We start from the raw sequence: 25408 nt of genomic DNA on the forward strand, positions 1-25408 counted from the left end.
GGTCACCCTTTGCGCAGGAACCAGGTCCGGACCTTGTACTCGTGGCCGAAGTCGACGTGCTTGAAGCGGGCTACATGGCGGCCATCGCGTTGGTAGTAGCGCCAGGGGGCATGCTGGCGGGCCTTGGACGGATCATAGAAGACGTCCATGTGGCCCACCGGCATGCCCTTGGGGGTGACATGCATGACGACGCTGCGCCGGGTGCGCGTCGCAGCGTGCGGGGCGCCTCCGTGGAACAACTGCGGATGCCAGATGATGACGTCGCCCGGCGACACGTGCACCGGTTGCGGCATCAGTCCGGCGGCGTCGCACTGGGCGGCCACCGCGTCCTGGTAGGCAGTCCAGCCTTCCGGCGACATCGGATCGATCGGGCCCTCGCCAAAGAGCCGCTGGCGAATGGCCTGCACGTCGATCGGGGGCAGCGCATGACTACCCGGGACGACCATCAGGGGACCGTTGTCATCGGAGACCGTGTCCAGCGCCACCCAGACGCCCATGTAGCGACCCAGCGGATTGGTGGCAAACACGGGCGTATCCCGGTGCAGTGACTGCTCCGATCCGCGCTCGTAGTACAGGCTGGTGTACAGCGAGGTAGGCTCTCCGAAGAAGGCGTCGCACACGGCGATGGCCGCATTTTCTGTCAGCAACCGCGTCATCGCATCGATGGCCAGGTGCAGGTTGACCACGCGATACAACCGCCCATGCTCGTCAAGGTTCCGCGCCGCGGCCTTGGCGTTGCGCTGCTTGAAGCGGTTGATGCGTTCGTTGAGTTCGTTGACCAGGGAGGCGTCTACCGCACCCCGAACCACCACGTAGCCGTCCCGCTCCAGACTCTCCATTGCGTCCATCGACTCTCCTTGGAACTACATTTCACATTGAATGCCGCCAACAGGTCGGCGCTTGTTCATCCGCCGACCTTGTGCCAGACCTGGAACCCGGTCAGCCACAATCCCAGCATGCTGCCCAGATTGGTCAGCATGAAGGTCAGCACCACCCGCGTCACCCGGTTCCGATACCAGCCGCGCACGCTCTGCGCGTCATCACGCAGCTTGAGGAAATCCTCGTACGCCGGCTTGCGCAGCCGGGTTTCCACCAGCGCGGCGAATGCGCCGGTGGGAATGCTCAACCGGAACGGCTTGAACGGCGCGACCACGATCGCGGTCAGGATGCTCAGCGGATGGCTGCCCGCCAGCAGGCAGCCCAGCCCCGCCAGGCCGCCGGTATACATCGCCCACACCGCCAGCAGCTCGGTCCCGACGCCAAGCCCGCCACGATAGAAGCCCACCGCGATCCCGGTCAGCACGATGGCCAGGATGGCCAGCGTGATCCACGGAATGTTGCGCTTCTTCGGCACCGACTCCAGCGACTCGCGCAGCGGACCCGGCGCATCGGTATCGGTTTCCAGGTACTTCGCGAGCCCGGCCAGATGCCCGGCACCCACCACCGCCAGCACCTCGCGCTGGGCCGGGTCATGCACCTCGCGCAGGCGCGTGGCCATGTAGCGGTCGCGCTCGCCGATGATGGTTTCGTACAGGGCCGGGCTCTCGCTGGCGAACTCGCCGAAGCTGGCCTCCAGCATGTCGCCCTGCTTGAGCTTTTCGATCTCGTCTTCGCCAACATCTTCGGACGCGAACAGGCCGGTGCCCAGGCCCATCACCAGCTTGATCTTGCCGACGAACCCGAGCCGCTGCGAGGCGCGCTTGAAGGTCAGGCCGACTTCACGGTCGATCAGGTGCACCGGCAGGTTGCGTTCGTTGGCCAGGCCGACCGCACGCTTGAGTTCGGCCCCCGGTTCGATGCCCAGCTGCTCGGCCAGGCGGCGCTGGTAAGCGGCCAGGGCGAGGTTGGCGGCGAACAGCGCGACCCGGCCCTTGCGGATCACTTCGACCAGGTCGAGCTTGGCCAGCGCGTCCGGGTTGGTCAGCGCCTGCAGGCGCTGCGGATCCAGCTCCACTGCCACGGCATCGAAGCGACCGCTGTTGATCGCGCGTTCCACCACCTCGACGCTCGCCTGCGAAACGTGCGCAGTGCCAAGCAGGGTGTAGCGCACGCCGTCGCGTTCGACCACGCGCACGGGCTGGCCGGCGAACAGGGCGTCGCCGTTGGGGTCCATCAGGTTTTCAGTCATTTCGTCATTCATTGGAAGGGGCGCTGTCGGCGCCGTCGCCGAGCGCGCGCTGCATCTGCACGGTATCCAGCCAGCGCCCATGCTTGCGGCCCAGGCCACGGAAGATGCCGACGGTATGGAAACCGAAGCGTTCGTGCAGCTTGATCGACGCCGTGTTGGACGGTTCGCCGATCACCGCGACCATCTGCCGGTAGCCGCGCGCGACGCAGGCGTCGATCAGGCCCTGCATCAACGCGGTGCCCACGCCACGGCCCTGGAAGGCGGCATCGACGTAGACCGAGTTCTCCACGGTCCACTGGTAGGCGATGCGCCCGCGGTAGGTATTGGCGTACGCATAGCCGGCAACCTGGCCATCGACCTCGGCCACGATGTAGGGGAAGCCGCGCGCAACGATGTCATGCATGCGTCGCAGCATCTCGGCCGCATCGGGAACGTCGTACTCGTAGGTGTTGACGAAGTCGGTCACTTCCACCGCATAGATCGCGGTGATGGCCGCAATATCGGCGTCGGTGGCATCGCGCAGCTGCACGGTCACGGGGCAGGGGTCCTCTGGGATCAGTCGATGTAACGCTTGAGCAGGTCGCCATAGGCGTCGATGCGGCGGTCGCGCAGGAACGGCCAGATCCGGCGCACGTGTTCGCTGCGCTGCAGGTCGACGTCGCAGACCAGCACGGTCGGTTCGCCACCGGCTTCGGCGATGAACTCGCCCTGCGGACCGAGCACATGGCTGTTGCCCCAGAACTGGATGCCGGAAGCACCCAGCGGCGATGCCTCATGGCCCACGCGGTTGCAGCTCAGCACCGGCACGCCGTTGGCCACGGCATGGCCACGGTGGCTCAGCACCCACGCATCGCGCTGGCGGCCCTGTTCGTCCTTCTGATCGTCCGGGTCCCAGCCGATCGCGGTGGGATAAAGCAGCAGTTCCGCACCGGCCAGCGCCATCAGGCGCGCCGCTTCCGGATACCACTGGTCCCAGCACACCAGCACGCCAAGGCGGCCCACCGAGGTGTCGATCGGCTTGAAGCCGATGTCGCCGGGAGTGAAGTAGAACTTCTCGTAGAAGCCCGGATCGTCCGGGATATGCATCTTGCGGTACTTGCCCAGCAGCGTGCCGTCCTTCTCGAAGACCACCGCCGTGTTGTGGTACAGGCCGGCGGCGCGACGCTCGAACAGCGAGCCGACGATCACCACGCCATGCTTTTTGGCGAGCGCGCCGAGGCGCTCGGTGCTGGGGCCCGGGATCGGCTCGGCCAGGTCGAACTCATCGACCGACTCGTGCTGGCAGAAGTACGCACCGTTGTGCAGTTCCTGCAGCAGGACCAGCTTGGCACCCTGGGCAGCCGCTTCAGCCACGCGCGTTTCGATCACGGCCAGGTTGGCCGCCGCGTCACCGTGGTTGCGCTCCTGGATCAGGGCGACGGAAAGGGTGTGGCGTGAGCTCATCCGGGGCGGGTCCTGCAGGGGGAAAAACGCAGTTTATCGCGGATGGGTGTGTAGGGCGTGCTGGGGGTTAAATGGGTTGAAGCCAAAGCCAAAGCCAAAGCCGGCGTCTCAGTTGCTACGTGCAGGGGCGGCCGCCGGGCAGCCCCGCTCCGGGATAACACGTGCCTTCGGCCCGTGTTATCCGCGCATTCCACCTTAACCCCGCGCCTTCGGCGCGCCCCCTTCAACAAGAAGGGGGCTTTTCTCCAGACAGCACTACGGCGACTTCAAGAGCGGACACGCATGGCGTGTCCCTACGCGAGTTCGAGACCGTGCGCTGGCCTGCGTAGGTAGGGTCGGTTCCCAAACGACCGCCGTGAAATCACCCGCGCCCGGTAACGCATGGAAATGATCGGCACCGAACGGCCGGCCGACGGCCGGCACCGGCGTCTCCCGTGGCCACCGCCACACTGTCAAAGGGTCGACCGGGGTCGGTTTGCGGGGGACTCGGCGCCATGGATGGCGTCCGCGTAGCCCCCATGGATGGGTTTACGGCGACCCCGCAAACCGGCACCGGGCGGCCCAAGCCAGGGAAACCGCGCAAACCGCGGCTGTTCGCCCAAAACCAAAAGCGCCGGGCAAAGCCCGGCGCCTGGGAAACCATCGAATACCGACAACGGCTTACGCGGCAAGAACACCCGCAGGCAACTGCATGGTGATGCAGTGCAGGCTGCCGTTCTGCCAGATCAGCGAGCGGCAGGGGACCTGCACGATCTCGTGATTCGGGTAGGCCCGGGCCAGGACGTCGCGGGCCGCGTCGTCCGCGACGTCGCCGTAGGCGGGCATGAGCACCGCGCCGTTGAGGATCAGGTAATTCGCGTACGACGCCGCCAGCCGGCGGCCCTCGTCGATCACCGGGCGTGCCCACGGCAGCGGGAACAGCCGGTACGGCTCGCCCTCGGCCGTGCGCAGCGCCGCCAGCTCTTTGCCCATCGCCTGCAGCTCCGCGAAATGCGAATCCGTACTGTCATCGCAGGCCTGGTACACGATGCTGTCCACCGACGCGAAACGCGCCAGCGTGTCGATGTGCGCGTCCGTGTCGTCGCCTTCCAGGTACCCGTGGTCCAGCCACAGCACCCGGTCCTGCGCCAGCCAGCCGGCCATGTCCGCGCTCAGCGAAGCGCGGTCGCGCTCCGGGTGGCGCTCGTGCAGGCACTTCCAGGTGGTCAGCAGGGTGCCGGCGCCATCGGTTTCGATCGCGCCGCCTTCCAGTGCGAACGGGATGCTCTGCAGCTCCGCGTCAGCAAAGACACCGGCCTCGTGCAGCACCCCCACCAGCTGGTCGTCCAGGCTCGCCTCGAACTTGCCGCCCCACCCGGTGAAGCGGAAATCCAGCAGCCGGAAGCCGCCATCGGCACGGCGCAGCGTGATCGGGCCCGAATCGCGCAGCCACGTGTCGTCGTACTGCGCCGTGACGAAACGCACCCGGTCCGTGTCGATCCGGTTCGAGCGCAGGCGCGCGTCCGCGTACGCCTCCAGGTCGTCGTCGGCCACGATGATCACCACCGGCTGGAAGCGGGTGATGGCCGCGACCAGCGCGATGTAGGTGTCCTCGACGTCACCCAGGCGGTCGGCCCAGTCAGTGTCGGCGTGGGGCCAGGCGATCAGGATGGCGGACTGGGATTCCCATTCGGCCGGAAAACGGAGCGTGTCGTTCATGGTCTCTATGCAATGACCCGCCGGATGCCGGCGGGCGGGGTAGGGTGGATCAGCGGATCGGCGGCCTCGGGCCGACTTCGTTGCTGTCGGCCTTGTTGACCACCACGTCGATCACCTTCGACTTTTCGAAGTAGACGGTGAACTGCGGGTAGACCCAGCGGTTGATGGTCGGCCACTGGCGCTTCTGGCCGCCGCGCGGATCCAGTCGTTCGCTGGGCTCGCCGAAGGCAGCCTGGACCTGGCTGGCGGTCTGGCCGCGAACCGGAACGGCCGTGGTGGGCTGCTCCTTGGTGCGGTCGATCAGCAGCGTGTCGGCGTGGACGCTGGCGCAGGCCAGCAGGGCAAGCAACGGCAGGGTGGACAGGTAACGCTTCATCTCGATCTACTCCCCAGTCATCAAGAACGGTGTGGGCCAATTACAACAAAATCGGCAATAAAAAACCGCCCGGAGGCGGCTTTTTATTCAGGCAGGTCGCGACCACGGGGTCGGGACGCCCTTGGGCTCAGCGCTGGCGAGCCTTGAAACGCGGGTTCGACTTGCAGATCACGAAGATCTTGCCGCGACGACGGACGACCTTGCAGTCGCGGTGACGGGACTTGGCCGACTTCAGGGAAGACAGGACTTTCATTGCATACCTCGGCGTAAACGTGGATTCGGGTGGAGCGCGGCCGCGATATGCAGATGACAATCGGCAGGTGACGCTCGTTCAAGCCCGCCATTCTACCGGGCTTTTTTCCATCCTTTCAAGTGGTTGCACCAAAAAAGTCTCGGTACCGACCCGCCAGGGGCTAGAATGGGCGGTCAAATACACAGGGAAACCCATGAACCAGCTACCTCCCGTGCTCACCATCGACGGCCCGTCCGGGGCCGGCAAGGGGACCGTCAGCCGCATTGTCGCACGCCGGCTGGGCTGGCATTACCTGGATTCCGGCGCCCTGTACCGCGCCGTGGGCGTGGCCGCCAGCTGGGCCGATATCGACACCTCCGACGCCTCCGCGCTGGTCCGCTGCACCTTTGATACCCATGTGAAGTTCGTCGAAGCCGCCGACGGCGGGCTGCGTGTCATCGTCAATGAGACCGACGCCACCGACGAGCTGCGCCTGGAGACCACCGGCGCGCTGGCCTCCGCCATCGCCGCCATCCCCGAGGTCCGGGCCGCCCTCAAGGAGCGCCAGCGCGCATTCAGGGTTCTGCCCGGCCTGGTCGCCGACGGCCGCGACATGGGCACCGTGATCTTCCCGGACGCCCCGTTCAAGGTGTTCCTGACCGCCAGCGCCGAAGAGCGCGCGGAGCGTCGGCATAACCAGTTGAAAGACAAGGGGGTTTCTGTTAACTTTGATGACCTCCTGCGCGAGATCATGGCCCGCGACGCCCGTGATGCACAGCGCACAGTGGCGCCCCTGAAGCCGGCAGACGATGCCGTCGTCATCGACACCAGTGGTATCGGCATCGACACCGTCGTTGCCAAGGTACTGGATCTGCTTCCGGTTTCGGGTGCCTGATCCGTTGCAAGGAGGCCGTCAATCCATCGGCGGTAGTCGCACCAATGCAAGGCAACACAAGCTCCGTCCCGCAATGATGCGTGGCGGTTTTCCTACTTAACACACGACCTGCGTTTCCGGGGTCGACCAACAGGCGGGCAGTAAACGGAACCCTTCCGGGAACCAATGCCCATGTGTCCAACAGAGTAAATCTAATGACCGAATCATTTGCCGAACTGTTTGAAGCCAGCCAGGCCAATCTGGCCAAGCTGAAGCCGGGCGCCATCGTCAGCGGTGTTGTCGTTGAAGTCCGCGGCGACGTCGTGGTGATCAACGCCGGCCTGAAGTCCGAAGGCATCGTGCCGATCGAACAGTTCCGTAACGACGCTGGCGAAATCGACGTTGCCGAAGGCGATGTCGTCAAGGTCGCCCTCGACTCGATCGAGAACGGCTTCGGTGAAACCGTCCTGTCGCGCGAGAAGGCCAAGCGCGCCATGGTGTGGGACGAGCTGGAAGAAGCGTTGGAAAAGAACGAAACCATCACCGGCCGCATCAGCGGCAAGGTCAAGGGTGGTTTCACCGTGGACATCAAGGATGTCCGCGCGTTCCTGCCCGGTTCGCTGGTGGATGTGCGCCCGGTGCGCGACCCGGCCTACCTGGAAGGCAAGGAGCTGGAATTCAAGCTCATCAAGCTGGACCGCAAGCGTAACAACGTCGTGGTCTCGCGCCGCGCTGTCGTCGAAAGCGAGCACTCGGAAGAGCGCGAGCAGCTGATGGACAAGCTGCAGGAAGGCGCGATCCTGAAGGGTGTCGTCAAGAACCTGACCGATTACGGCGCGTTCGTGGACCTGGGCGGCATCGACGGCCTGCTGCACATCACCGACATGGCCTGGAAGCGCGTGCGCCATCCGTCCGAAGTCGTGAACGTCGGCGACGAGCTGGACGTGCGCGTGCTGAAGTTCGACCGCGAGCGCAACCGCGTTTCGCTCGGCCTGAAGCAGCTGGGCGAGGATCCGTGGGACAACATCGCCCGCCGTTACCCGGCCAACAGCCGCGTCTTCGGCAAGGTCTCCAACGTCACCGATTACGGCGCGTTCGTCGAGATCGAGCCGGGCGTCGAAGGCCTGGTGCACGTGTCCGAGATGGATTGGACCAACAAGAACGTCAACCCGTCCAAGGTTGTGCAGGTCGGTGACGAAGTTGAAGTCATGGTCCTGGACGTCGACGAGGAGCGTCGCCGCATCTCGCTGGGCATGAAGCAGGTTGCCGCCAATCCGTGGGAAACCTTCGCTGCCATCCACAAGAAGGGCGACAAGGTGTCGGGCCAGATCAAGTCGATCACCGACTTCGGCATCTTCATCGGCCTGGACGGCGGTATCGACGGCCTGGTGCACCTGTCCGACATCAGCTGGAACACCACCGGCGAAGACGTGGTCCGCAACTTCAAGAAGGGCGACAACCTGGACGCCGTCGTCCTGGCCGTCGATCCGGAGCGCGAGCGCATCAGCCTGGGCGTCAAGCAGCTGGAGCAGGATCCGTTCGGTCAGTACATGGCTGCCAACCCGAAGGGTTCGAAGGTCGAAGGCGTGGTCAAGGAAGTGGACGCCAAGGGCGCTACCATCGAACTGGCTGACGGCATCGAAGGTTACGTCTCGGCTCGTGACGTTGCCAACGAGCGCGTCGACGACGCGACCCAGTTCCTGAAGGTCGGCGACAAGGTTGAAGCGAAGTTCGTGGGCATGGATCGCAAGGGTCGTACCCTGCAGCTGTCGATCAAGGCCAAGGACGACGCGGAAATGCGCGAAGTGCTGGAGGAATACCAGTCCTCTTCGGCTTCCAGCGGCACCACCCAGCTGGGCGCGCTGCTGCGTGCACAGCTGAACGGCAACAAGTCCGAGTAATCGGACCCTGCCGCAGCCGTAGTTTCCTGGACGGCCCGGACACATGTCCGGGCCGTTTCAGGGTTTGAGACCCTCGACGCGAGTCCGCAATGACCAAATCCGAGTTGATCGAAATCCTGGCGCGCCGACAGGCGCATCTGAAGTCGGACGATGTCGATCTGGCGGTAAAGTCGTTGCTGGAAATGATGGGCGGGGCGCTGGCCGGCGGGGATCGCATCGAGATCCGCGGGTTCGGCAGTTTTTCGTTGCACTACCGGCCGCCCAGGCTGGGTCGCAACCCCAAGACCGGGGAATCGGTCGCACTGCCGGGCAAGCATGTCCCGCACTTCAAGCCGGGCAAGGAACTGCGTGAGCGCGTCAGCGCCGTGGTGCCGCTGGAAAGCGATCCGGCCTGAGCCAATTCGTCCGCCCTGGCGGATGCACCCTTTACATCCCTTCGGCTACTCTTTGACCGAACGCATGCCTTCTTCTCCTTTCGACGGACAATAAGCGCCGATGGAATTCGTCTCCGAGTGGTTCTGGTTTTTCCTGTTCCTGCCGCTGGCAGCGGTGTCCGGCTGGGTGATCGGCCGACGTGGCGGGCAGCGCCACGGCGACAACCAGGTCAGCCGCCTCTCCAGCACCTATTTCCGCGGCCTGAACTACCTGCTCAACGAGCAGCCGGACAAGGCCATCGAGCTGTTCCTGCATATTGCGGAGCTGGACAAGGAAACCTTTGAAACCCAGGTTGCGCTGGGCCACCTGTTCCGCCGCCGTGGCGAGGTCGACCGGGCCATCCGCCTGCACCAGGGGCTGGTCAACCGCACCGACCTGAGCGACGCCCAGCGCGTCCAGGCCCTGCTGGCGCTCGGCGAGGACTACATGAAGTCCGGCCTGCTCGACCGAGCCGAAACCGTGTTCTCCGAGCTGGCCCAGATCGACCAGCGCGCCCCGCAGGCGCTCAAGCACCTGATCGGCATCTACCAGGCCGAGCGCGACTGGGAAAAGGCGATCGACAACGCCACCCGCTATGAAGAGGTCACCGGCGAGCCGATGGGCAAGCTGGTGGGTCAGTTCGAATGCGAACTGGCCGAACGCTTCCGCGGCGCCGGCAAGATCGACGAGGCGCGTGCGGCCATTGCCCGCGCCTACCAGGCCGACGCCATGTCGGTCCGCGCCGGCATCATCGAAGGTCGCCTGGAAACCGATTCGGGCAATGCCGAAGCGGCGGTGCGCGCCTTCGAGCGCGCGGCCCGCAACGACCCCGAGTACCTGCCCGAGGTCCTGCAGCCGCTGATGCAGAACTACCGCAAGGTCGGCGACCTCGGTGGCGCGCGTGCATTCCTGTCGGAAATGACCGAGCACTACCGCGGCATCGCCCCGGTCCTGGCATTGACCCAGTTGATGGAAGAGCAGGAAGGCGTTGCCCCCGCGCGCGCATACCTGGGCCGCCAGCTCAAGGACCGTCCGTCGGTCCGTGGCGAGTCCGCGCTGATCGACCTGACCCTGGCCGAGGGCGCCGATTCCACCGCGACCCTGCACGACCTCAAGCACATCACAGACCAGCTGCTGGTCCGCAACCCGGCCTACCGCTGCACCCGCTGCGGCTTCGGCGCGCGCACCCACCACTGGCAATGCCCCAGCTGCAAGGAGTGGGGAACGGTCAAGCCGCTGCTGAACTACGCGGTGCTCTGACCCATGCTGCCGGGAGGGTGGATCGGGCTGCTGGCGGTGCTGGCAGTCGCCGCGGTGCTTACCGCGTGTGCCCGCTACTACGCGCTGCGGCGCAACCTGTTGGACCAGCCCGGCGAACGCCGCAGCCATGGCGTGGCGACCCCGCGCGGCGGCGGCATCGCCATCGTGCTGACCCTGCTGCTGGCGGTCGTTGCCGGTGCGGTCTGCTGGCCGCAGGCCCGCACCGCGCTCCTGGTGTTCGGGCTGGGCCTGGCCCTGGTGGCCGGGATCGGCTGGTGGGACGACCACCGGCCGCTGCCGGCGGTGCGCCGGCTGCTGGTCCACGTGGTCGCCGCCAGCCTGTTGGCCGGACTGGTCTGGAATGCCACCGGCAACCCCTGGCAGACCGCGCTGGCCCTGCTGTTCACGACATCCCTGATCAACATCTGGAACTTCATGGATGGGATCAACGGGATTGCCACCACCCAGGCGATCCTGGCCGGCGCCGCCTTCGCGCTGGTGCTGCCCGGTCCGCTGGCCCTGGCCGGCGTGGTCCTGGCCCTGGCGTGCCTGGGCTTCCTGCCGTTCAACTTCCCCCGCGCCCGGATTTTCATGGGGGATGTCGGCAGCGGCGCGCTTGGCTATGCGGTGGCGGCCCTGGTCTGCCTGGCCAGCGTGGCCACGACGGTGTCCTGGTTGCTGCTGCTGGTGCCGCTGACCGCCTTCCTCGTGGACGCGGGCTTCACACTGCTGGCGCGCATGCTCTCCGGGCAGAGGTGGATGGAGCCCCACACCCAGCATCTGTACCAGCGCGCCGTCAAAGGTGGAGCAACGCACACTTCGGTTACAGGGATGTACTTTGTTTTTGGTTTGTTCAGTATTACAGTGTTTAATGCTTGCACGTATTTGCAGCCGAGGTGGGAGGCTGCCGTGGCCGTAACGTGGATGATCTCCGCGACCGGTCTTTGGCTACTCCTGCGCAAGGGAATGCGCCACTAGAAGGAATGCTTGGTTTATGACGCCTTGGCTGGACCGCTTTACGAGTCTGCTCCCCCGTGCCGCCATCGTGGCCCACGACCTCTTCATGGTCTGGGCCTGCTGGTAGTTGCTGCATGCGGGCCGCTATTCGATGCTGGCCGACGCCCCTTCGCTTCCGCTCTGGAACATCGACACCACCCTGGTGCTGGCCATCCAGGCCGTCGTGTTCTGGCGGGTAGGCCTCTACCGGGGCCTGTGGCGGTTCGCCAGCGTGGCCGACCTGTTGCACATCTTCAAATCCAGCTTCATCGGCCTGCTGGCGATCGTCGTGGTGCTTGCCTACAAGCGCTTCAATGGCGTGCCGATGTCGGTGCTGGTGATCTATCCGTTCGCGCTGTCGGCCCTGCTGGGTGCGCCGCGCCTGCTGTACCGGGCCTGGAAGGACTACCAGGCGCTGCAGTCCGATGCGAGCGCGCGCCGCGTGCTGATCCTGGGTGCCGGCCAGGCCGCCGAAGCCTTGGTCCGCGACCTGCGCCGCTCCGGTGATTTCGAACCGGTCGGCCTGCTCGACGACGCCCCGCACCTGCAGGGCGCCAAGCTGCAGGGCCTGCCCATCCTCGGCACGCTGGACGATGCCGCTGCCGTGGCCCGCGAAACCGCGGCCAAGCTTCTGGTGATCGCCATTCCTTCGCTCGACGCGGCGGGCATGCAGCGGGTGGTGGCCCTGTGCGAGAGCACCGGGGTGCCGTTCCGGATGGTGCCCAAGCTCAACGACGTGCTGCTCGGCCATTCGCTGCCGGGCGAGCTCAAGGAAGTGGCGATCGAGGACCTGCTCGGGCGCAAGCCGATCCTGCCGGACTGGTCGCTGATCCGCGGCTGGCTGGGCGGCCGCACCGTGCTGGTCACCGGCGCCGGTGGCTCGATCGGTTCGGAACTGTGCCGCCAGTGCGCGCGGCACGGGGCAGGGCGGGTCGTGCTGCTGGAAATGAGCGAGCTGCTGCTGCTGACCATCGAGGCCGAGCTCAAGCGCAGCTTCCCTGACCTGGTGGTGGAAGCGGTGCTGGGCGACTGCGGCGACCCGGCCGTGATCCGCCACGCGCTGTCGCTGTCCAGTGTCGACGCGGTGTTCCATGCGGCGGCCTACAAGCAGGTACCGGTGCTGGAGCGCCAGCTGCGCGAAGCGGTGCGCAACAACATCCTGTCCACCGAAACGGTGGCGCGCGCGTGTGTCGAGGCGCGCATCGAGCATTTCGTATTCATCTCCACCGACAAGGCGGTCGACCCGGTCAACGCGCTCGGCGCCAGCAAGCGCTACGCGGAGATGATCTGCCAGAGCCTGGACCAGAAGACCAGCCACACGCGCTTCGTCACCGTGCGCTTCGGCAACGTGCTGGCCTCGGCCGGCAGCGTGGTCCCGGTGTTCCGCGAACAGATCCTCAAGGGCGGCCCGGTCACGGTCACCGACCCGGAAGTGACCCGTTACTTCATGACCATCCCCGAGGCCTGCCAGCTGATCCTGCAGGCGGCGGCGTCGGCTTCGCATGGTGCGATCTACACCCTGGACATGGGCGAGCCGGTGCCGATCCGGGTGCTGGCCGAGCAGATGATCCGCCTGGCGGGCAAGCAGCCGTACAAGGACATCGCGATCGTCTACACGGGCCTGCGTCCCGGCGAGAAGCTGCACGAAACCCTGTTCTATTCAGACGAGGATTATCGGCCGACCGCGCACCCGAAGATCCTCGAAGCCGGCGTGCGCACCTTCTCCCGCGACCAGGTGCTGGGCAACGTGCCGCGCCTGCGCGAGGCGATCGCCAATTACGATACCGATGCCATCAACAGCATCCTGTTCGCGACCATGCCGGAGTTCTCGCCGTTGCAACAGGAATCTCACGTCGAGTCGGCTAATGTGGTTCCCTTTCCGGCACGAGAGGCCAACAGGCTGTGACGAGCAAGCGCATTCGCAAGGCGGTTTTCCCGGTGGCAGGCCTGGGTACCCGGTTCCTTCCCGCCACCAAGACGGTTCCCAAGGAAATGCTGCCGATCATCGATCGGCCGTTGATTCAGTACGCCGTCGATGAGGCGATCGAAGCAGGGTGCGACACCCTGATCTTCATCACCAACCGCTACAAGCACGCGGTGGCCGACTATTTCGACAAGGCGTACGAACTGGAGCAGAAACTCGAGCGTGCCGGCAAGACCGAGCAGCTTGAACTGGTCCGGCACGTGCTGCCCAACGGCGTGCGTGCGATCTTCGTCACCCAGGCCGAAGCGCTGGGCCTGGGCCACGCGGTACTGTGCGCCAAGGCCGTGATCGGCGATGAGCCGTTCGCCGTGCTGCTGCCGGACGACCTGATCTGGAACCGCGGCGCCGGCGCGCTCAAGCAGATGGCCGACCTCAACCAGGCCACCGGCGCCAGCGTGATCGCGGTGGAAGACGTGCCGCACGAGAACACCGCCAGCTATGGCATCGTTGCCACCGACGCGTTCGACGGCCGCAAGGGCCGCATTTCGCAGATCGTGGAAAAGCCCAAGCCGGCCGACGCGCCGAGCGACTTGGCCGTGGTCGGGCGGTACGTGCTCAGCCCGAAGATCTTCGATCTGCTGGAGTCCACCGGCACCGGTGCCGGCGGCGAGATTCAGCTGACCGACGCCATTGCCGAACTGCTCAAGACCGAGGAAGTGGACGCATTCCGCTTCGAAGGCACCCGTTTCGACTGCGGTACCCACCTGGGCCTGGTCGAGGCAACCATCCGCTTCGCGCTGGAAAGCCACAAGCTGGGCAAGCCGGCACGCGAGAAGCTGGCGCAGATGCTGGCCGACGACGAAGGCTGAGGTGTTCCGGCCGCTGGCTGGAAAAACACACAAAAAAAAGGGCGACCCGAGGGTCGCCCTTTTTCATGGTGCGCTTACAGCGATTCGAAGATGCCCGCAGCGCCCATGCCGGTGCCGATGCACATGGTGACCATGCCGTACTTCTGCTGGCGGCGGCGCAGGCCATGCAGCAGGGTGGCGGTACGGATCGCGCCGGTCGCGCCCAGCGGGTGGCCCAGGGCGATGGCGCCGCCCAGCGGGTTGACCTTGGACGGATCCAGGCCGCAGTCGCGGATCACTGCCAGCGACTGCGCGGCGAAGGCTTCGTTGAGCTCGATCCAGTCCAGCTGGTCCTGGGTCAGGCCAGCCTGCTTGAGCGCCTTCGGAATGGCCGCGATCGGGCCGATGCCCATCACTTCCGGACGCACGCCGGCAACCGAGAAGCTGACGAAGCGGGCCAGCGGCTTCAGGCCGTAGTCCTTCACCGCCTGCTCGGAGGCCAGCAGCACCGCACCGGCGCCGTCGCTCATCTGCGAGGAGTTGCCGGCGGTCACGGTGCCGCCGAACTGGCCGTTGCGGAACACCGGGCGCAGCTTGGCCAGGCCTTCGGCGGACGAATCCAGGCGCGGGCCTTCGTCGGTGTCGACGATGCGGTTGCGGGTGATGATGCGGCGGCCGTCGGCCAGGTCCGGCTGGCGGGTGCGCACATCGTACGGGCTGATCTCATCCTTGAACTCGCCGTTCTGGATCGCGGCGATGGCCTTCTGGTGCGAGGCCAGGGCGAAGGCGTCCTGCTCCTCGCGCGAGACCTTCCATTCCTCGGCGACCTTCTCGGCGGTGATGCCCATGCCGTAGGCAATGGCCACGTGGTCGTTGTCGAACACGCTCGGGGCCATGGCGATCTTGTTGCCCATCATCGGCACCATCGACATCGACTCGGTACCACCGGCCAGCATCAGGTCGGCGTTGCCCAGGCGGATCTGGTCGGCGGCCATGGCCACGGCCTGCAGGCCGGAAGAGCAGAAGCGGTTGACCGTCTGCGCGGCGATGGTGTCCGGCAGGCCGGCCAGCAGCACGCCGATGCGGGCCACGTTCATGCCCTGCTCGGCTTCGGGCATGGCGCAGCCGATGATGGCGTCGTCGATGCGGTTGACGTCGATGCCCGGGGCCTGCGCGACCACGGACTTGAGCACGTGCGCGAGCATGTCGTCGGGACGGGTATTGCGGAACACGCCCTTGGGCGCCTTGCCAACCGGGGTGCGGGTGGCGGCGACGATGTAGGCGTCCTGGATCTGCTTGGTCATTGTGGCGATCTCTTGAATGTGGTTCGGGCCGATCAGTTACGCAGCGGCTTGCCGGTCTTGAGCATGTGCGCGATGCGGGCCTGGGTCTTTTCCTGCTGGGCCAGTTCGACGAAGTGTTTGCGCTCCAGGTTCAGCAGCCACTCTTCGTCGACCAGGGTGCCGCGGTCGACTTCGCCACCACACAGCACGGTGGCGATGCGCACGGCGATCTCGTAGTCGTACGGGCTGATGAAACGGCCTTCCAGCATGTTGACCAGCATCATCTTGAAGGTAGCGATACCCACGTCGCCGGCGACCTGGATGCGACGGGCCGGCATCGGCGGACGGTAGCCGCCCTCGGCCAGCGCCTGCACTTCGGCCTTGGCGATGTACAGCGCTTCGAAGCTGTTGAACACCACCTTGTCGGTGGGGCGCATCAGGCCCAGTTCCTTGGCGTTGACCGCCGAGTTGGAGACCTTGGCCATGGCCACGGTTTCGAAGGTCTTCTTCAGTTCGGCGAACACGTCACCGCCCGGGCCGGCGGCCTGCGAGGCACGCACCGCCAATTCCTTCAGGCCGCCACCGGCCGGCAGCAGGCCAACGCCGGCCTCGACCAGGCCGATGTAGCTTTCCAGGGCCGCCACGCTCTTGGCGCTGTGCATCTGGAATTCGCAGCCACCGCCCAGGGCAAGGCCGCGCACGGCGGTCACCACCGGCACCAGCGAGTACTTGATCGCCTGGCTGGTGCGCTGGAAGTTGTGCACCATTTCTTCGAACTGGTCGACCTTGCCGGCCTGCAGCAGGCCGAGTGCACCGGCCAGGTCGGCACCGGCGGAGAAGGGCTCCTTCTGCTGCCAGATCACCAGGCCCTTGAAGCCCTGCTCGGCGCGCTTGATCGCTTCCTGCAGGCCGTTGAGCACGTGGTCGGACACGGTGTTCATCTTGGTCTTGAAGCTGACCACGGCAATGCCGTCGCCGTCGTGCCACATGCGCACGCCGTCGTTCTCGAACACGGTTTCGCCCGGGCTGAAGGTCTCGCCCAGCAGCGGATCCGGGAAGCGCTGGCGCTGGTACACCGGCAGCGCCGAACGCGGCAGCTTGGCGTTGCGGGTCGGGCTGTAGCTGCCTTCGGCGGCGTGCACGCCGTCGCGGCCGTCGAACACCCAGTCCGGCAGCGGGGCGTTGCTCATGCTCTTGCCGGCGACGATGTCATCGGCGATCCACTGCGCCACCTGCTTCCAGCCGGCGGCCTGCCAGGTTTCGAACGGGCCCAGCGACCAGCCGTAGCCCCAGCGGATGGCCAAGTCCACGTCGCGCGCGGTCTCGGCGATGTCGGCCAGGTGATAGGCGCTGTAGTGGAACAGGTCGCGGAAGGTCGCCCACAGGAACTGCGCCTGCGGATGCTGGCTTTCGCGCAGCTTGGTGAACTTCTCGGCCGGGTTCCTGATCTTGAGGATCTCGACCACTTCCGGGGCGGCGGTGCGGTCGGCCGGACGGTAGTCCTGCTTCTCCACGTCCAGTACCACGATGTCCTTGCCGACCTTGCGGAAGATGCCGGCGCCGGTCTTCTGGCCCAGCGCGCCCTTGGCGATCAGCGCTTCAAGCCACTTCGGCGACTTGAAGAAGGCGTGCCACGGATCGTTGGGCAGGGTGTCGCCCATGGTCTTGATGACGTGGGCCATGGTGTCCAGGCCGACCACGTCGGAGGTGCGGTAGGTGGCCGACTTCGGGCGGCCGACCAGCGGGCCGGTCAGGCCGTCGACTTCGTCGAAGCCCAGGCCGAACTGCTCGGTGTGGTGGATGGTGGACAGGATCGAGAACACGCCGATGCGGTTGCCGATGAAGTTCGGGGTGTCCTTGGCGTACACCACGCCCTTGCCCAGGGTGGTGACCAGGAAGCTTTCCAGGCCTTCCAGCACGGCGCCGTCGGTGGTGCTGGCCGGGATCAGCTCGGCCAGGTGCATGTAGCGCGGCGGGTTGAAGAAGTGCACGCCGCAGAAGCGGTGGCGCAGCTGTTCGGGCAGCACGTCGGCCAGCTTGTTGATGCCCAGGCCGGAGGTGTTGGAGGCCAGTACCGCGTGGTCGGCCACGAACGGCGCGATCTTCTTGTACAGGTCCTGCTTCCAGTCCATGCGTTCGGCGATGGCTTCGATGATCAGGTCGCAGTCGCGCAGCTGCTCCAGGCCGGTTTCATAGTTGGCCGGGGTGATCGCTTCGGCGTAGGACTTGCTGGCGAGCGGGGCGGGGCTCAGCTTGCCGAGGTTGGCGATGGCCTTGAGCACGATGCCGTCGGCCGGACCTTCCTTGGCGGGCAGGTCGAACAGCACGGTGTCGACGCCGGCATTGGTCAGGTGGGCTGCGATCTGGGCGCCCATGACGCCGGCACCCAGCACGGCGGCGCGGCGGACTAGCAGGGAATTGGACATGTCGATAAGCCTTTTGGCGTTACGGGGTGGAGAGGGGGAGTGCGGTGGCCGCGCTGGCGCGGAAACCGGCTTCGGCAAAATGGATCAGTTCCTGGGCTGCATGGGCACGATGCGCCGCTTCGGTGACACCGGCGGGACGCTTGATCAGCCCGAAGTCGGCCATCGCGTAGGTCAGCGCGCCGGCCAGGAAGTCCAGGCGCCAGTACAGCTCTTCCTTGCTCAGGCCCGGCACGCAGGCCGCGATGGCCTTGCCGAACTCGCGCAGCACGTGGCCGTAGTGGTCGGAGAGGAACTTGCGCAGGTTGTCGTTCTTTTCCGCATAGGCGCGGGCGATGACGCGGACGAAGGCGCCGCCGGTCTGGCGGTCCTGGGCCATGGCCAGGGCGGGTTCGACGAACGCGGCCAGTACCGGGCGCAGCTGGCCCGGGTGCTCGCGGCGGGCGGCCTCGAGCTGGGACAGCCGCGCGGCGGTCATTTCGTCCATGCGGCGGCGGAACACCTCGTTGACCAGGTTTTCCTTGGAGCCGAAGTGGTAGTTGACCGCCGCGATGTTCACGTCGGCCTGGCTGGTGACCTGGCGCAGCGAGGTCCCGGCGAACCCGTGCAGGGCGAACAGCTCCTCGGCGGCGCCGAGGATGCGGTCCTTGGTGGAGAAGTGGGCGGGCTTGGCCATGGGCAGGGCAGGGTTCAATCAAACGATTGTTTGATATTAGACCTGGACGCTCGGGGCTGCATTGTGCGGCGCAACAGAACGGTTGCCGGGCGGTCATCCAGATGAATGCGGCACGTTGTATCCGGCCGCCGGGACGCTGTAGAATTGACGCACGTATATCAGGCTAAGCCCGCGTTTTGACGCGGGTTTTTTTCATGTTACTCTCGGGCCGATCAGTGGCCCGCCCAACGGAGAACTTCCCATGGCGCTGGAGCGCACCCTTTCCATCATCAAGCCGGACGCCGTCGCCAAGAACGTCATCGGTGAAATTTACGCCCGCTTCGAAAAGGCTGGCCTGAAGGTCGTGGCTGCCAAGTACAAGCAGCTGTCGCGCCGCGAAGCCGAAGGCTTCTACGCCGTGCACCGCGAGCGTCCGTTCTTCAACGCGCTCGTCGAGTTCATGATCTCCGGCCCGGTGATGATCCAGGCCCTGGAAGGCGAGAACGCCGTGCTGGCCCACCGCGACCTGCTGGGCGCCACCAATCCGAAGGACGCTGCGCCGGGCACCATCCGCGCCGACTTCGCCGATTCCATCGATGCCAATGCCGCCCACGGCTCGGACTCGGTCGAGAACGCCGCGATTGAAATCGCGTACTTCTTCGCCGCGACCGACGTGGTCTCGCGCTGAGAGTAATGCCGTGAACGAGGTCGTACAGCCCACCGCCATCCCCATCGTGCTCGCCGAAGGCGCGCCGGTGGCCAAGCAGAACCTGCTCGACCTCGATCGCGCGGGCCTGGAGCGCTTCTTCGCCGAGACCCTCGGCGAAGCGCGCTACCGTGCCCACCAGGTGATGAAGTGGATCCACCACCACTACGTCACCGACTTCGATGAAATGACCGACTTGGGCAAGGCGCTGCGCGCCAAGCTGCACCAGCATGCCGAGGTCCGCGTTCCCAACATCGTGTTCGACAAGCCGTCTGCCGACGGCACCCACAAGTGGCTGCTGGCCATGGGCACCGACGGCAAGAACGCGATCGAAGCGGTGTACATCCCGGACAAGAACCGCGGCACGCTGTGCGTGTCCTCGCAGGTCGGCTGCGCGCTGAACTGCACGTTCTGTTCGACCGCCACCCAGGGCTTCAACCGCAATCTTTCCACCGCCGAGATCATCGGCCAGGTGTGGGTTGCCGCGCGCCACCTGGGCAACATCCCGCACAAGCAGCGTCGCCTCACCAACGTGGTGATGATGGGCATGGGCGAGCCGTTGATGAATTTCGACAACGTCGTGCGCGCCATGAGCGTGATGCGCGACGACCTGGGCTACGGCCTGGCCAACAAGCGGGTGACCCTGTCGACCTCCGGCCTGGTACCGCAGATCGACCGCCTCTCGGCCGAAAGCGATGTGTCGCTGGCGGTGTCGCTGCACGCACCCAACGATGCGCTGCGCGAGACCCTGGTGCCGCTCAACAAGAAGTACCCGATCGTCGAACTCATGGCGTCGTGCGCGCGCTACCTGCGCGCCAACAAGCGCCGCGAATCGGTGACCTTCGAATACACCCTGATGAAGGGCATCAACGACCAGCCCGAACACGCCCGTCAGCTGGCGCGGCTGATGCGGCAGTTCGACAACGCGGTGCAGGCGTCGCACTCGGGCAAGGTCAACCTGATTCCGTTCAACCCGTTCCCGGGCACGCGCTACGAGCGCTCCGGCGATGCGGAGATCCGTGCGTTCCAGAAGATCCTGCTCGACCAGCAGGTGCTGACCATGGTGCGGCGTACCCGCGGCGACGACATCGACGCCGCCTGTGGCCAGCTCAAGGGCCAGGTGATGGACCGCACGCGCCGCCAGGCCGAGTTCAACAAGACGCTCCAGGACGGGAAAAACCGGGATGCCGCTGCCTGACCTTCGATTGCCAGCCGTTGTTTTCGTCGCGCTGGCATTCGCTGGCTGTGGCAGCAAAGGCGTCAAACCCCCCAGTGCGCCGTTGGGCATCGCCCCGGAGTACGTCGCCCGTGACAGCGCCGACACCCGGCGCCGGTTCAACTACCAGGACCAGCTGACGCTGGCGGCTGAGGCCTTCCGCGCCGGCCAGCCCGACGTGGCTGAAAAACGCGCGCGCAGCGCGCTCAAGCTCGACCCGGGCCAGCCCGACGCCTACATCCTGCTCGCTGCCCTGGCCAACCAGCGTGGCGCGGTGGCCGAGGCCGGTCCGCTGTTCCAGAAGGCGGCCGAGCTGGCGCCGCAGAGCGGCGACGTGCTGAACAACTACGGTGCCTGGCTGTGCGGGCAGGGGCGTGCCGCCGAGGCGCTGCCGCTGTTCGACCGCGCCGTGGTGGCGCCGGGCTACCGCACCCCGGCTGCCGCGCTGGCCAATGCCGGGGGCTGCGCGCTGGAGGCCGGACAGCCCGAACGGGCCGTGCGTGACCTGCGCAAGGCGCTGGTGCTGGAACCTGGCAACGCCTACGCGCTGGAATCCATGGCGCGCAATGAGTACGCGCAGTCGCGTTATTTCGAGGCCCGCGCCTTCGTGCAACGGCGTCTCGCGGCTGCACCGGCCACACGTTCCGTGTTACAACTTGCCTCTCAAATCGAGGCGCAGCTTGGTGACACAGTGGCATCCGGTCGCTATCTGCAGCGAATTCGCGACGAATTTCCGCAGGATGCGGCTCCTAATTCCCGGGGTTGAAGCATTGTGATTGATGACCAGACTGTGAACGCGCTTGATACCGCTGCCGGCTGTGGGGCTCGCCTCCGCCAGGCGCGGGAAGCGGCAGGGATGACGCTTGAGGACGTAGGTCCGAAGCTGCGCATGCCGGTCCAGGTGGTGAAGTCGCTGGAAGCCGAGCAGTGGGACCGCCTCGGTGCGCCGGTGTTCGTGCGCGGCCAGCTCAAGAGCTACGCCCGCCTGCTCAACGTCGACCTCGGCGATGTCCTGGACCAGGCCCGGATCGGGCCGGTGGTGCCGCCGCAGCTGGTCAGCCATACGCACACCCCGCGGGCCCGGCGCATCGCCGAGAACCTCGGTCGCCGTGCCCTGTACGTGGGCATCACCGCGGTGCTGGCGGTGCCGGTGTGGTTCGCCACGCGCGGCCATTTCGACAGTGCCTCCACCGCGCCGGCGACCGCCTCGCTGGACGTGATTCCGGCCGCGGTGCCCGTGGCTGGCTCGACTCCGCCGGCCGCTCCGGCGGCGTCCGCTGCAACGCCTGCCGCGGCACCGGCCGCGCCTTCGGCCCCGTACCTTGCCTCGCTCACCCCGGTGCCGCGACCGACCGCCGCCGCCCCGGCGCCGGCCGGCGTGCTGACCCTGCAGTTCAAGGGCGACAGCTGGGTCGACATTGCCGGTCCCGATGGCGCGACCGTCGAGAAGGCCCTGATCAAGTCCGGCAAAACCCGCACCTTCAGCCCCGGCCAGGTGGCCCGCATGGTGCTGGGCAATGCCTCGGCGGTCGAGGTTCAGCAGGCCGGCTCTATCGTCGACCTTTCGCCGTACCAGCGAGCCAACGTGGCGCGCTTTACGGTATCCTCTGACGGCTCCGTGGCTCCGGTTTCACACTGAGCCGCGTTTCCGCTGTTTCGACAGTCCAATTCAAACAGTCCCTCCTGACCGGCAGGGGCGAGAGTACGCATGGCGATCGACGACCTGCTCGACGAGCACGAACAAAGTGAACGCGTCCGCAGCTGGCTGCGGAACAATGGTGTGAGCATCATCGCCGGCGTGGCGATCGCCATCGGCGGCATTGCCGGCTGGCAGTGGTGGCAGAAGGAACAGGGCAACCACCTGTCCATGGCCAATGCCGAGTACCAGGTGGTGCTCAAGCAGCTGCAGGACAACAAGCTGGATGACGCGGCCAAGGGCATCAAGGCCCTGGACGGCGGCAAGGCGAGCGTGTATGCCGACCTGGCCGCGCTGCAGCTGGCCAAGGCGCAGGTCGACGCCGGCAAGAACGAAGAGGCCCTGGCCACCCTGCGTGCGATCCAGGCCAGCCCCGAACTCAAGACCGCGATCGACCAGCGCATCGCGCGCCTGTTGATCGCCACCGGCAAGCAGGATGAAGCCATCAAGCTGCTGGGCGATGCGACCGACAGTGCCAGCCTGGAAATCCATGGCGACGCCCTGATCGCATCGGGCAAGCGCGACGAAGCCCGTGGCCTGTATGAGAAGGCGCTCAAGACGCTGGACGTGGCAGCGCCGCAGCGGCGTGTTCTTGAAACCAAGGTGATGGATGCCGGTGGCACCGTCGCCGAGCCCGCGGAGTCGGTGTAATGAAGCAGATGGTCATGATCAAGCGCGTTGCCACCCTGGTCCTGATGGGCGTGGCGCTGTCCGGCTGCAGCACCGTCAAGGGCTGGTTCGCGGGCAAGGACGCAGAGGCCAAGAAGGCGCTGGAACCGGCTGAGCTGGTCAAGTTCGAGCCGACCGTGAAGGTCGACAAGGTCTGGAGCACCAACCTGGGCAAGGGCGAAAAGCGCATCGGCGTCCGCCAGGGTCCAGTCGTGGCCGACGGCCGCGTGTTCGCGGCGGCCATCACCGGCGGCGTGCATGCGCTGGACCTGCAGACCGGCAAGACCGTGTGGACCTACGAGCCGGCCAAGGTCAAGAAGCAGCCGAAGCTGCGCCTGTCCGGTGGCCCCGGCGTCGGCGAAGGCCTGGTGGTGATCGGTACGCTGGACGGCCAGGTGATCGCGCTGGACGCCAACGACGGCGCCGAAAAGTGGCGTGCCAAGGTACCCGGCGAAGTGATTTCTGCTCCGGCCGTGGGCCAGGGCATCGTGTTCGTGCGCAGCAACGATGGCCGGGTAACCGCCTTCGATGCCGGCAACGGCACCCAGAAGTGGTTCAACCCGCGCGAACTGCCTGCGCTGACCGTGCGCGGCAACGCGCCGGTGGTGGCGGGCCCGGGCGTGCTGTTCATCGGCAACGATGACGGCAGCGTGGCCGCGCTGGCCATGCAGGACGGCCGCACCGTGTGGGATCAGATGGTCGCCAACGGCGAAGGCCGTACCGAGCTGGAGCGCATGTCCGACGTGGACGGCGCCCCGGTGCTGGAAGGCAACACCCTGTTCGTGAGCAGCTTCAAGAACCAGACCATGGCGATCGAAGGCCCGACCGGCCGTCCGCTGTGGGCACGCGATCATGGCGGCGCCGGTGGCGTGGCCCTGACCTCGGGCAATGTGTTCGTCACCGACAACAAGGGTGGGGTGTTCGGCCTGGACAAGGCCAGTGGCTCGGCCATGTGGTCGCAGACCGGGCTGGCCCGCCGCTCGCTGACCGGGCCGGTGGTGCAGGGCGATTACGTTGTAGTCGGTGACTACAAGGGCTACCTGCACTGGCTGCGCACCGATAACGGCGAATTCGCCGGGCGCGCCAAGAGTGGCGGCGATGCCCTGCTGGCGCAGCCGGTAGTCGCCGATGGGATTCTGCTGGTGCAGAACGTTGATGGAAAGCTGACCGCGTTCCGGTTGGCACAATAAGGAGTTACCGCGATGCTGCCCTTGGTCGCCCTGGTTGGACGGCCGAATGTCGGCAAGTCCACCATTTTCAATGCGCTGACCCGTACCCGTGACGCCCTGGTCCATGACCAGCCCGGCGTCACCCGGGACCGCAACTATGGTGTCTGCCGTCTGGACGAGGACAATCACTTCCTCGTCGTCGACACGGGCGGTATCGCGGAAGACGAAGAGGGCCTGGCCGGTGCGACCGCACGCCAGGCCCGCGCCGCTGCTGCCGAAGCCGACCTGATCCTGTTCGTGGTGGATGCCCGTGAAGGCACGTCGGCCCTGGACGACGAGATCCTGTCCTGGCTGCGCAAGCTGTCGCGTCCGACCCTGCTGCTGATCAACAAGATCGACGGCACCAACGAAGACAACGTCCGCTCCGAGTTCGCCCGTTACGGCTTCAGCGAAATGCTGACCGTGTCGGCCGCGCACCGCCAGGGCCTGGACGATCTGCTCGAGGAAGTGGTCCAGCGCCTGCCGGAAGAAGGCAGCGCCGAGGAGATGGACAACGATCCGGCCCGGATGCGCATCGCCTTCGTCGGCCGCCCCAACGTGGGCAAGTCGACCCTGGTCAACCGCATCCTCGGCGAGGAGCGGATGATCGCGTCCGAAGTGCCGGGCACCACCCGCGACTCGATCGCGGTGGACCTGGAGCGCGACGGCCGCCAGTACCGGCTGATCGACACTGCCGGCCTGCGCCGCAAGGCGCGCGTCGAAGAGGTGGTCGAGAAGTTCAGCGTCATCAAGACCCTGCAGGCCATCGAACAGTGCCAGGTTGCGGTGCTGATGCTGGACGCCAATGAAGGCGTGACCGACCAGGACGCCAGCGTGCTGGGTGCGGTGCTCGATGCCGGCCGTGCGTTGGTGGTGGCGATCAACAAGTGGGACGGGCTGACCGACTACCAGCGCGAGCAGGCCGAAACGCTGGTGTCGCGCAAGCTCGGCTTCGTGCCGTGGGCGGAAACCGTGCGCATCTCGGCCAAGCATGGCTCGGGCCTGCGCGAGCTGTTCCGTGCAATCCACCAGGCGCATGCCTCGGCCACGCACGAGTTCAGCACCAGCGAAGTCAACAAGGCGCTGGAAATCGCCTACGAGACCAACCCGCCGCCGGCGGTGCGTGGCCACGTGTCCAAGCTGCGCTACGTGCACCCGGGCGGCTCCAACCCGCCGACCTTCATCGTGCACGGCACCCGCCTGAAGGAACTGCCGGAGTCGTACAAGCGCTACCTGGAGAACTTCTTCCGCAAGCGCTTCAAGCTGATCGGCACCCCGGTGCAGTTCATCTTCCGCGAGGGTGCCAACCCGTACGAAGGCAAGAAGAACCAGCTGACCGAGCGCCAGATCGCCAAGAAGAAGCGCCTGATCCGGCACGTAAAGGGCCGCTGAGGCGGCCCGGATACGGCGATCCCGGTAGAGCCACGCCCTGCGTGGCTTCGCGGCGCCCGAACGTAC

24 protein-coding genes are annotated in these 25408 nt (G+C 66.2%); 14 read left to right on the forward strand and 10 right to left on the reverse strand.

The features are described 5' to 3' along the window. Positions 1-2: 2 nt before the first annotated feature. From HGB51_RS15435 to ykgO, 7 genes are all read right to left on the reverse strand, one after another. Positions 3-848: a phytanoyl-CoA dioxygenase family protein gene (locus tag HGB51_RS15435; RefSeq protein WP_070209196.1), complete on the reverse strand. Its 846-nt coding sequence runs from the start codon at positions 846-848 to the stop codon at positions 3-5. A 56-nt stretch (positions 849-904) separates the two neighbouring features. Beyond that, complete coding sequence (locus tag HGB51_RS15440) at positions 905-2140, reverse strand: TraB/GumN family protein (protein WP_070209195.1); 1236 nt, start codon at positions 2138-2140, stop codon at positions 905-907. Next, positions 2133-2663, reverse strand: a complete 531-nt coding sequence (locus HGB51_RS15445) for a GNAT family N-acetyltransferase (protein ID WP_070209194.1) — start codon at positions 2661-2663, stop codon at positions 2133-2135. The genes HGB51_RS15440 and HGB51_RS15445 overlap by 8 nt, the downstream gene beginning before the upstream one ends. A 20-nt stretch (positions 2664-2683) precedes the next feature. Next, on the reverse strand, positions 2684-3571 hold the full coding sequence (locus HGB51_RS15450) for a carbon-nitrogen hydrolase (protein WP_070209193.1): 888 nt from the start codon (positions 3569-3571) through the stop codon (positions 2684-2686). Between the two features lie 660 nt (positions 3572-4231). After that, on the reverse strand, positions 4232-5269 hold the full coding sequence (locus HGB51_RS15455; protein ID WP_070209363.1) for an agmatine deiminase family protein: 1038 nt from the start codon (positions 5267-5269) through the stop codon (positions 4232-4234). A gap of 49 nt (positions 5270-5318) precedes the next feature. Next, positions 5319-5645, reverse strand: a complete 327-nt coding sequence (locus HGB51_RS15460) for a hypothetical protein (protein ID WP_070209364.1) — start codon at positions 5643-5645, stop codon at positions 5319-5321. A 127-nt stretch (positions 5646-5772) separates the two neighbouring features. Beyond that, positions 5773-5898 (reverse strand): type B 50S ribosomal protein L36, encoded by a 126-nt coding sequence (gene ykgO, locus HGB51_RS15465; protein WP_017355593.1) that lies wholly within the window; start codon positions 5896-5898, stop codon positions 5773-5775. A 193-nt stretch (positions 5899-6091) separates the two neighbouring features. Here ykgO and cmk point away from each other — a divergent pair, with 193 nt between their 5' ends. The 7 genes from cmk to galU all read left to right on the forward strand — a co-directional run bounded on the left by cmk (position 6092) and on the right by galU (position 14115). Next, positions 6092-6772 (forward strand): (d)CMP kinase, encoded by a 681-nt coding sequence (cmk, locus tag HGB51_RS15470; protein WP_070209365.1) that lies wholly within the window; start codon positions 6092-6094, stop codon positions 6770-6772. A gap of 194 nt (positions 6773-6966) precedes the next feature. Further along, complete coding sequence (gene rpsA / locus HGB51_RS15475) at positions 6967-8652, forward strand: 30S ribosomal protein S1 (protein ID WP_070209366.1); 1686 nt, start codon at positions 6967-6969, stop codon at positions 8650-8652. Positions 8653-8741: 89 nt separating this feature from the next. Beyond that, a complete protein-coding gene (locus HGB51_RS15480) occupies positions 8742-9047 on the forward strand; it encodes an integration host factor subunit beta (protein WP_017355596.1) in 306 nt (101 codons plus the stop codon). A 100-nt stretch (positions 9048-9147) separates the two neighbouring features. Next, the gene (gene lapB, locus HGB51_RS15485) at positions 9148-10326 is read left to right on the forward strand and encodes a lipopolysaccharide assembly protein LapB (RefSeq protein ID WP_070209367.1); all 1179 of its coding nucleotides are present in this window, start codon (positions 9148-9150) and stop codon (positions 10324-10326) included. 3 nt (positions 10327-10329) lie between these two features. Then, on the forward strand, positions 10330-11304 hold the full coding sequence (locus HGB51_RS15490) for an MraY family glycosyltransferase (protein WP_070209368.1): 975 nt from the start codon (positions 10330-10332) through the stop codon (positions 11302-11304). A 130-nt stretch (positions 11305-11434) separates the two neighbouring features. Further along, entirely contained in the window at positions 11435-13228 is a 1794-nt protein-coding gene (locus HGB51_RS15495) for a polysaccharide biosynthesis protein (RefSeq protein ID WP_246233602.1), read from the forward strand. Continuing rightward, a complete protein-coding gene (gene galU, locus HGB51_RS15500) occupies positions 13225-14115 on the forward strand; it encodes a UTP--glucose-1-phosphate uridylyltransferase GalU (RefSeq protein WP_070209370.1) in 891 nt (296 codons plus the stop codon). Before HGB51_RS15495 ends, galU begins: the two co-directional genes overlap by 4 nt. A gap of 74 nt (positions 14116-14189) precedes the next feature. Here galU and HGB51_RS15505 read toward each other — a convergent pair whose 3' ends face one another. The 3 genes from HGB51_RS15505 to HGB51_RS15515 are packed head-to-tail and all read right to left on the reverse strand — an operon-like array spanning position 14190 to position 18476. After that, positions 14190-15398, reverse strand: a complete 1209-nt coding sequence (locus HGB51_RS15505; RefSeq protein ID WP_171966878.1) for an acetyl-CoA C-acyltransferase — start codon at positions 15396-15398, stop codon at positions 14190-14192. A 32-nt stretch (positions 15399-15430) separates the two neighbouring features. Then, the gene (locus HGB51_RS15510; RefSeq protein ID WP_070207201.1) at positions 15431-17803 is read right to left on the reverse strand and encodes a 3-hydroxyacyl-CoA dehydrogenase/enoyl-CoA hydratase family protein; all 2373 of its coding nucleotides are present in this window, start codon (positions 17801-17803) and stop codon (positions 15431-15433) included. 19 nt (positions 17804-17822) lie between these two features. Then, positions 17823-18476, reverse strand: coding sequence for a TetR/AcrR family transcriptional regulator (locus HGB51_RS15515; protein ID WP_070207200.1), 654 nt, complete (start codon positions 18474-18476; stop codon positions 17823-17825). Between the two features lie 241 nt (positions 18477-18717). Between HGB51_RS15515 and ndk the strand changes: the two genes are divergently transcribed. The 7 genes from ndk (at position 18718) to der (ending at position 25342) form a co-directional block, all read left to right on the forward strand. After that, positions 18718-19143, forward strand: coding sequence for a nucleoside-diphosphate kinase (gene ndk / locus HGB51_RS15520; RefSeq protein WP_070207199.1), 426 nt, complete (start codon positions 18718-18720; stop codon positions 19141-19143). A gap of 10 nt (positions 19144-19153) precedes the next feature. Next, positions 19154-20359 (forward strand): dual-specificity RNA methyltransferase RlmN, encoded by a 1206-nt coding sequence (gene rlmN / locus HGB51_RS15525; protein WP_070207198.1) that lies wholly within the window; start codon positions 19154-19156, stop codon positions 20357-20359. Next, complete coding sequence (pilW, locus tag HGB51_RS15530) at positions 20346-21143, forward strand: type IV pilus biogenesis/stability protein PilW (protein WP_070207197.1); 798 nt, start codon at positions 20346-20348, stop codon at positions 21141-21143. Before rlmN ends, pilW begins: the two co-directional genes overlap by 14 nt. A gap of 6 nt (positions 21144-21149) precedes the next feature. Then, positions 21150-22016 carry a helix-turn-helix domain-containing protein gene (locus tag HGB51_RS15535; RefSeq protein WP_070207196.1) on the forward strand — a complete coding sequence of 289 codons (867 nt, stop codon included), beginning with the start codon at positions 21150-21152 and terminating at the stop codon, positions 22014-22016. Between the two features lie 69 nt (positions 22017-22085). After that, positions 22086-22724, forward strand: a complete 639-nt coding sequence (locus HGB51_RS15540) for a YfgM family protein (protein WP_070207195.1) — start codon at positions 22086-22088, stop codon at positions 22722-22724. Continuing rightward, positions 22724-23932 carry an outer membrane protein assembly factor BamB gene (gene bamB / locus HGB51_RS15545; RefSeq protein WP_070207194.1) on the forward strand — a complete coding sequence of 403 codons (1209 nt, stop codon included), beginning with the start codon at positions 22724-22726 and terminating at the stop codon, positions 23930-23932. The genes HGB51_RS15540 and bamB overlap by 1 nt, the downstream gene beginning before the upstream one ends. Before the next feature lie 12 nt (positions 23933-23944). Then, positions 23945-25342 carry a ribosome biogenesis GTPase Der gene (gene der, locus HGB51_RS15550; RefSeq protein ID WP_070207193.1) on the forward strand — a complete coding sequence of 466 codons (1398 nt, stop codon included), beginning with the start codon at positions 23945-23947 and terminating at the stop codon, positions 25340-25342. The last annotated feature ends 66 nt before the right edge of the window (positions 25343-25408 follow it).

Origin of the sequence: Stenotrophomonas bentonitica, from assembly GCF_013185915.1 — a bacterium.
In the GTDB taxonomy this organism is placed as follows: Bacteria; Pseudomonadota; Gammaproteobacteria; order Xanthomonadales; family Xanthomonadaceae; genus Stenotrophomonas; species Stenotrophomonas bentonitica.

Excerpts from the sequence above, each read along its gene's own strand:
- HGB51_RS15435 (WP_070209196.1), bottom strand. The coding sequence starts at position 848 with ATGGACGCAATGGAGAGTCTGGAGCGGGACGGCTACGTGGTGGTTCGG.
- HGB51_RS15440 (WP_070209195.1), bottom strand. The coding sequence starts at position 2,140 with ATGAATGACGAAATGACTGAAAACCTGATGGACCCCAACGGCGACGCC.
- HGB51_RS15450 (WP_070209193.1), bottom strand. The coding sequence starts at position 3,571 with ATGAGCTCACGCCACACCCTTTCCGTCGCCCTGATCCAGGAGCGCAAC.
- HGB51_RS15455 (WP_070209363.1), bottom strand. The coding sequence starts at position 5,269 with ATGAACGACACGCTCCGTTTTCCGGCCGAATGGGAATCCCAGTCCGCC.
- HGB51_RS15460 (WP_070209364.1), bottom strand. The coding sequence starts at position 5,645 with ATGAAGCGTTACCTGTCCACCCTGCCGTTGCTTGCCCTGCTGGCCTGC.
- ykgO (WP_017355593.1), bottom strand. The coding sequence starts at position 5,898 with ATGAAAGTCCTGTCTTCCCTGAAGTCGGCCAAGTCCCGTCACCGCGAC.
- cmk (WP_070209365.1), top strand. The coding sequence starts at position 6,092 with ATGAACCAGCTACCTCCCGTGCTCACCATCGACGGCCCGTCCGGGGCC.
- rpsA (WP_070209366.1), top strand. The coding sequence starts at position 6,967 with ATGACCGAATCATTTGCCGAACTGTTTGAAGCCAGCCAGGCCAATCTG.
- HGB51_RS15480 (WP_017355596.1), top strand. The coding sequence starts at position 8,742 with ATGACCAAATCCGAGTTGATCGAAATCCTGGCGCGCCGACAGGCGCAT.
- lapB (WP_070209367.1), top strand. The coding sequence starts at position 9,148 with ATGGAATTCGTCTCCGAGTGGTTCTGGTTTTTCCTGTTCCTGCCGCTG.
- HGB51_RS15490 (WP_070209368.1), top strand. The coding sequence starts at position 10,330 with ATGCTGCCGGGAGGGTGGATCGGGCTGCTGGCGGTGCTGGCAGTCGCC.
- HGB51_RS15495 (WP_246233602.1), top strand. The coding sequence starts at position 11,435 with ATGCTGGCCGACGCCCCTTCGCTTCCGCTCTGGAACATCGACACCACC.
- HGB51_RS15505 (WP_171966878.1), bottom strand. The coding sequence starts at position 15,398 with ATGACCAAGCAGATCCAGGACGCCTACATCGTCGCCGCCACCCGCACC.
- HGB51_RS15510 (WP_070207201.1), bottom strand. The coding sequence starts at position 17,803 with ATGTCCAATTCCCTGCTAGTCCGCCGCGCCGCCGTGCTGGGTGCCGGC.
- HGB51_RS15515 (WP_070207200.1), bottom strand. The coding sequence starts at position 18,476 with ATGGCCAAGCCCGCCCACTTCTCCACCAAGGACCGCATCCTCGGCGCC.
- ndk (WP_070207199.1), top strand. The coding sequence starts at position 18,718 with ATGGCGCTGGAGCGCACCCTTTCCATCATCAAGCCGGACGCCGTCGCC.
- pilW (WP_070207197.1), top strand. The coding sequence starts at position 20,346 with ATGCCGCTGCCTGACCTTCGATTGCCAGCCGTTGTTTTCGTCGCGCTG.
- HGB51_RS15540 (WP_070207195.1), top strand. The coding sequence starts at position 22,086 with ATGGCGATCGACGACCTGCTCGACGAGCACGAACAAAGTGAACGCGTC.
- bamB (WP_070207194.1), top strand. The coding sequence starts at position 22,724 with ATGAAGCAGATGGTCATGATCAAGCGCGTTGCCACCCTGGTCCTGATG.
- der (WP_070207193.1), top strand. The coding sequence starts at position 23,945 with ATGCTGCCCTTGGTCGCCCTGGTTGGACGGCCGAATGTCGGCAAGTCC.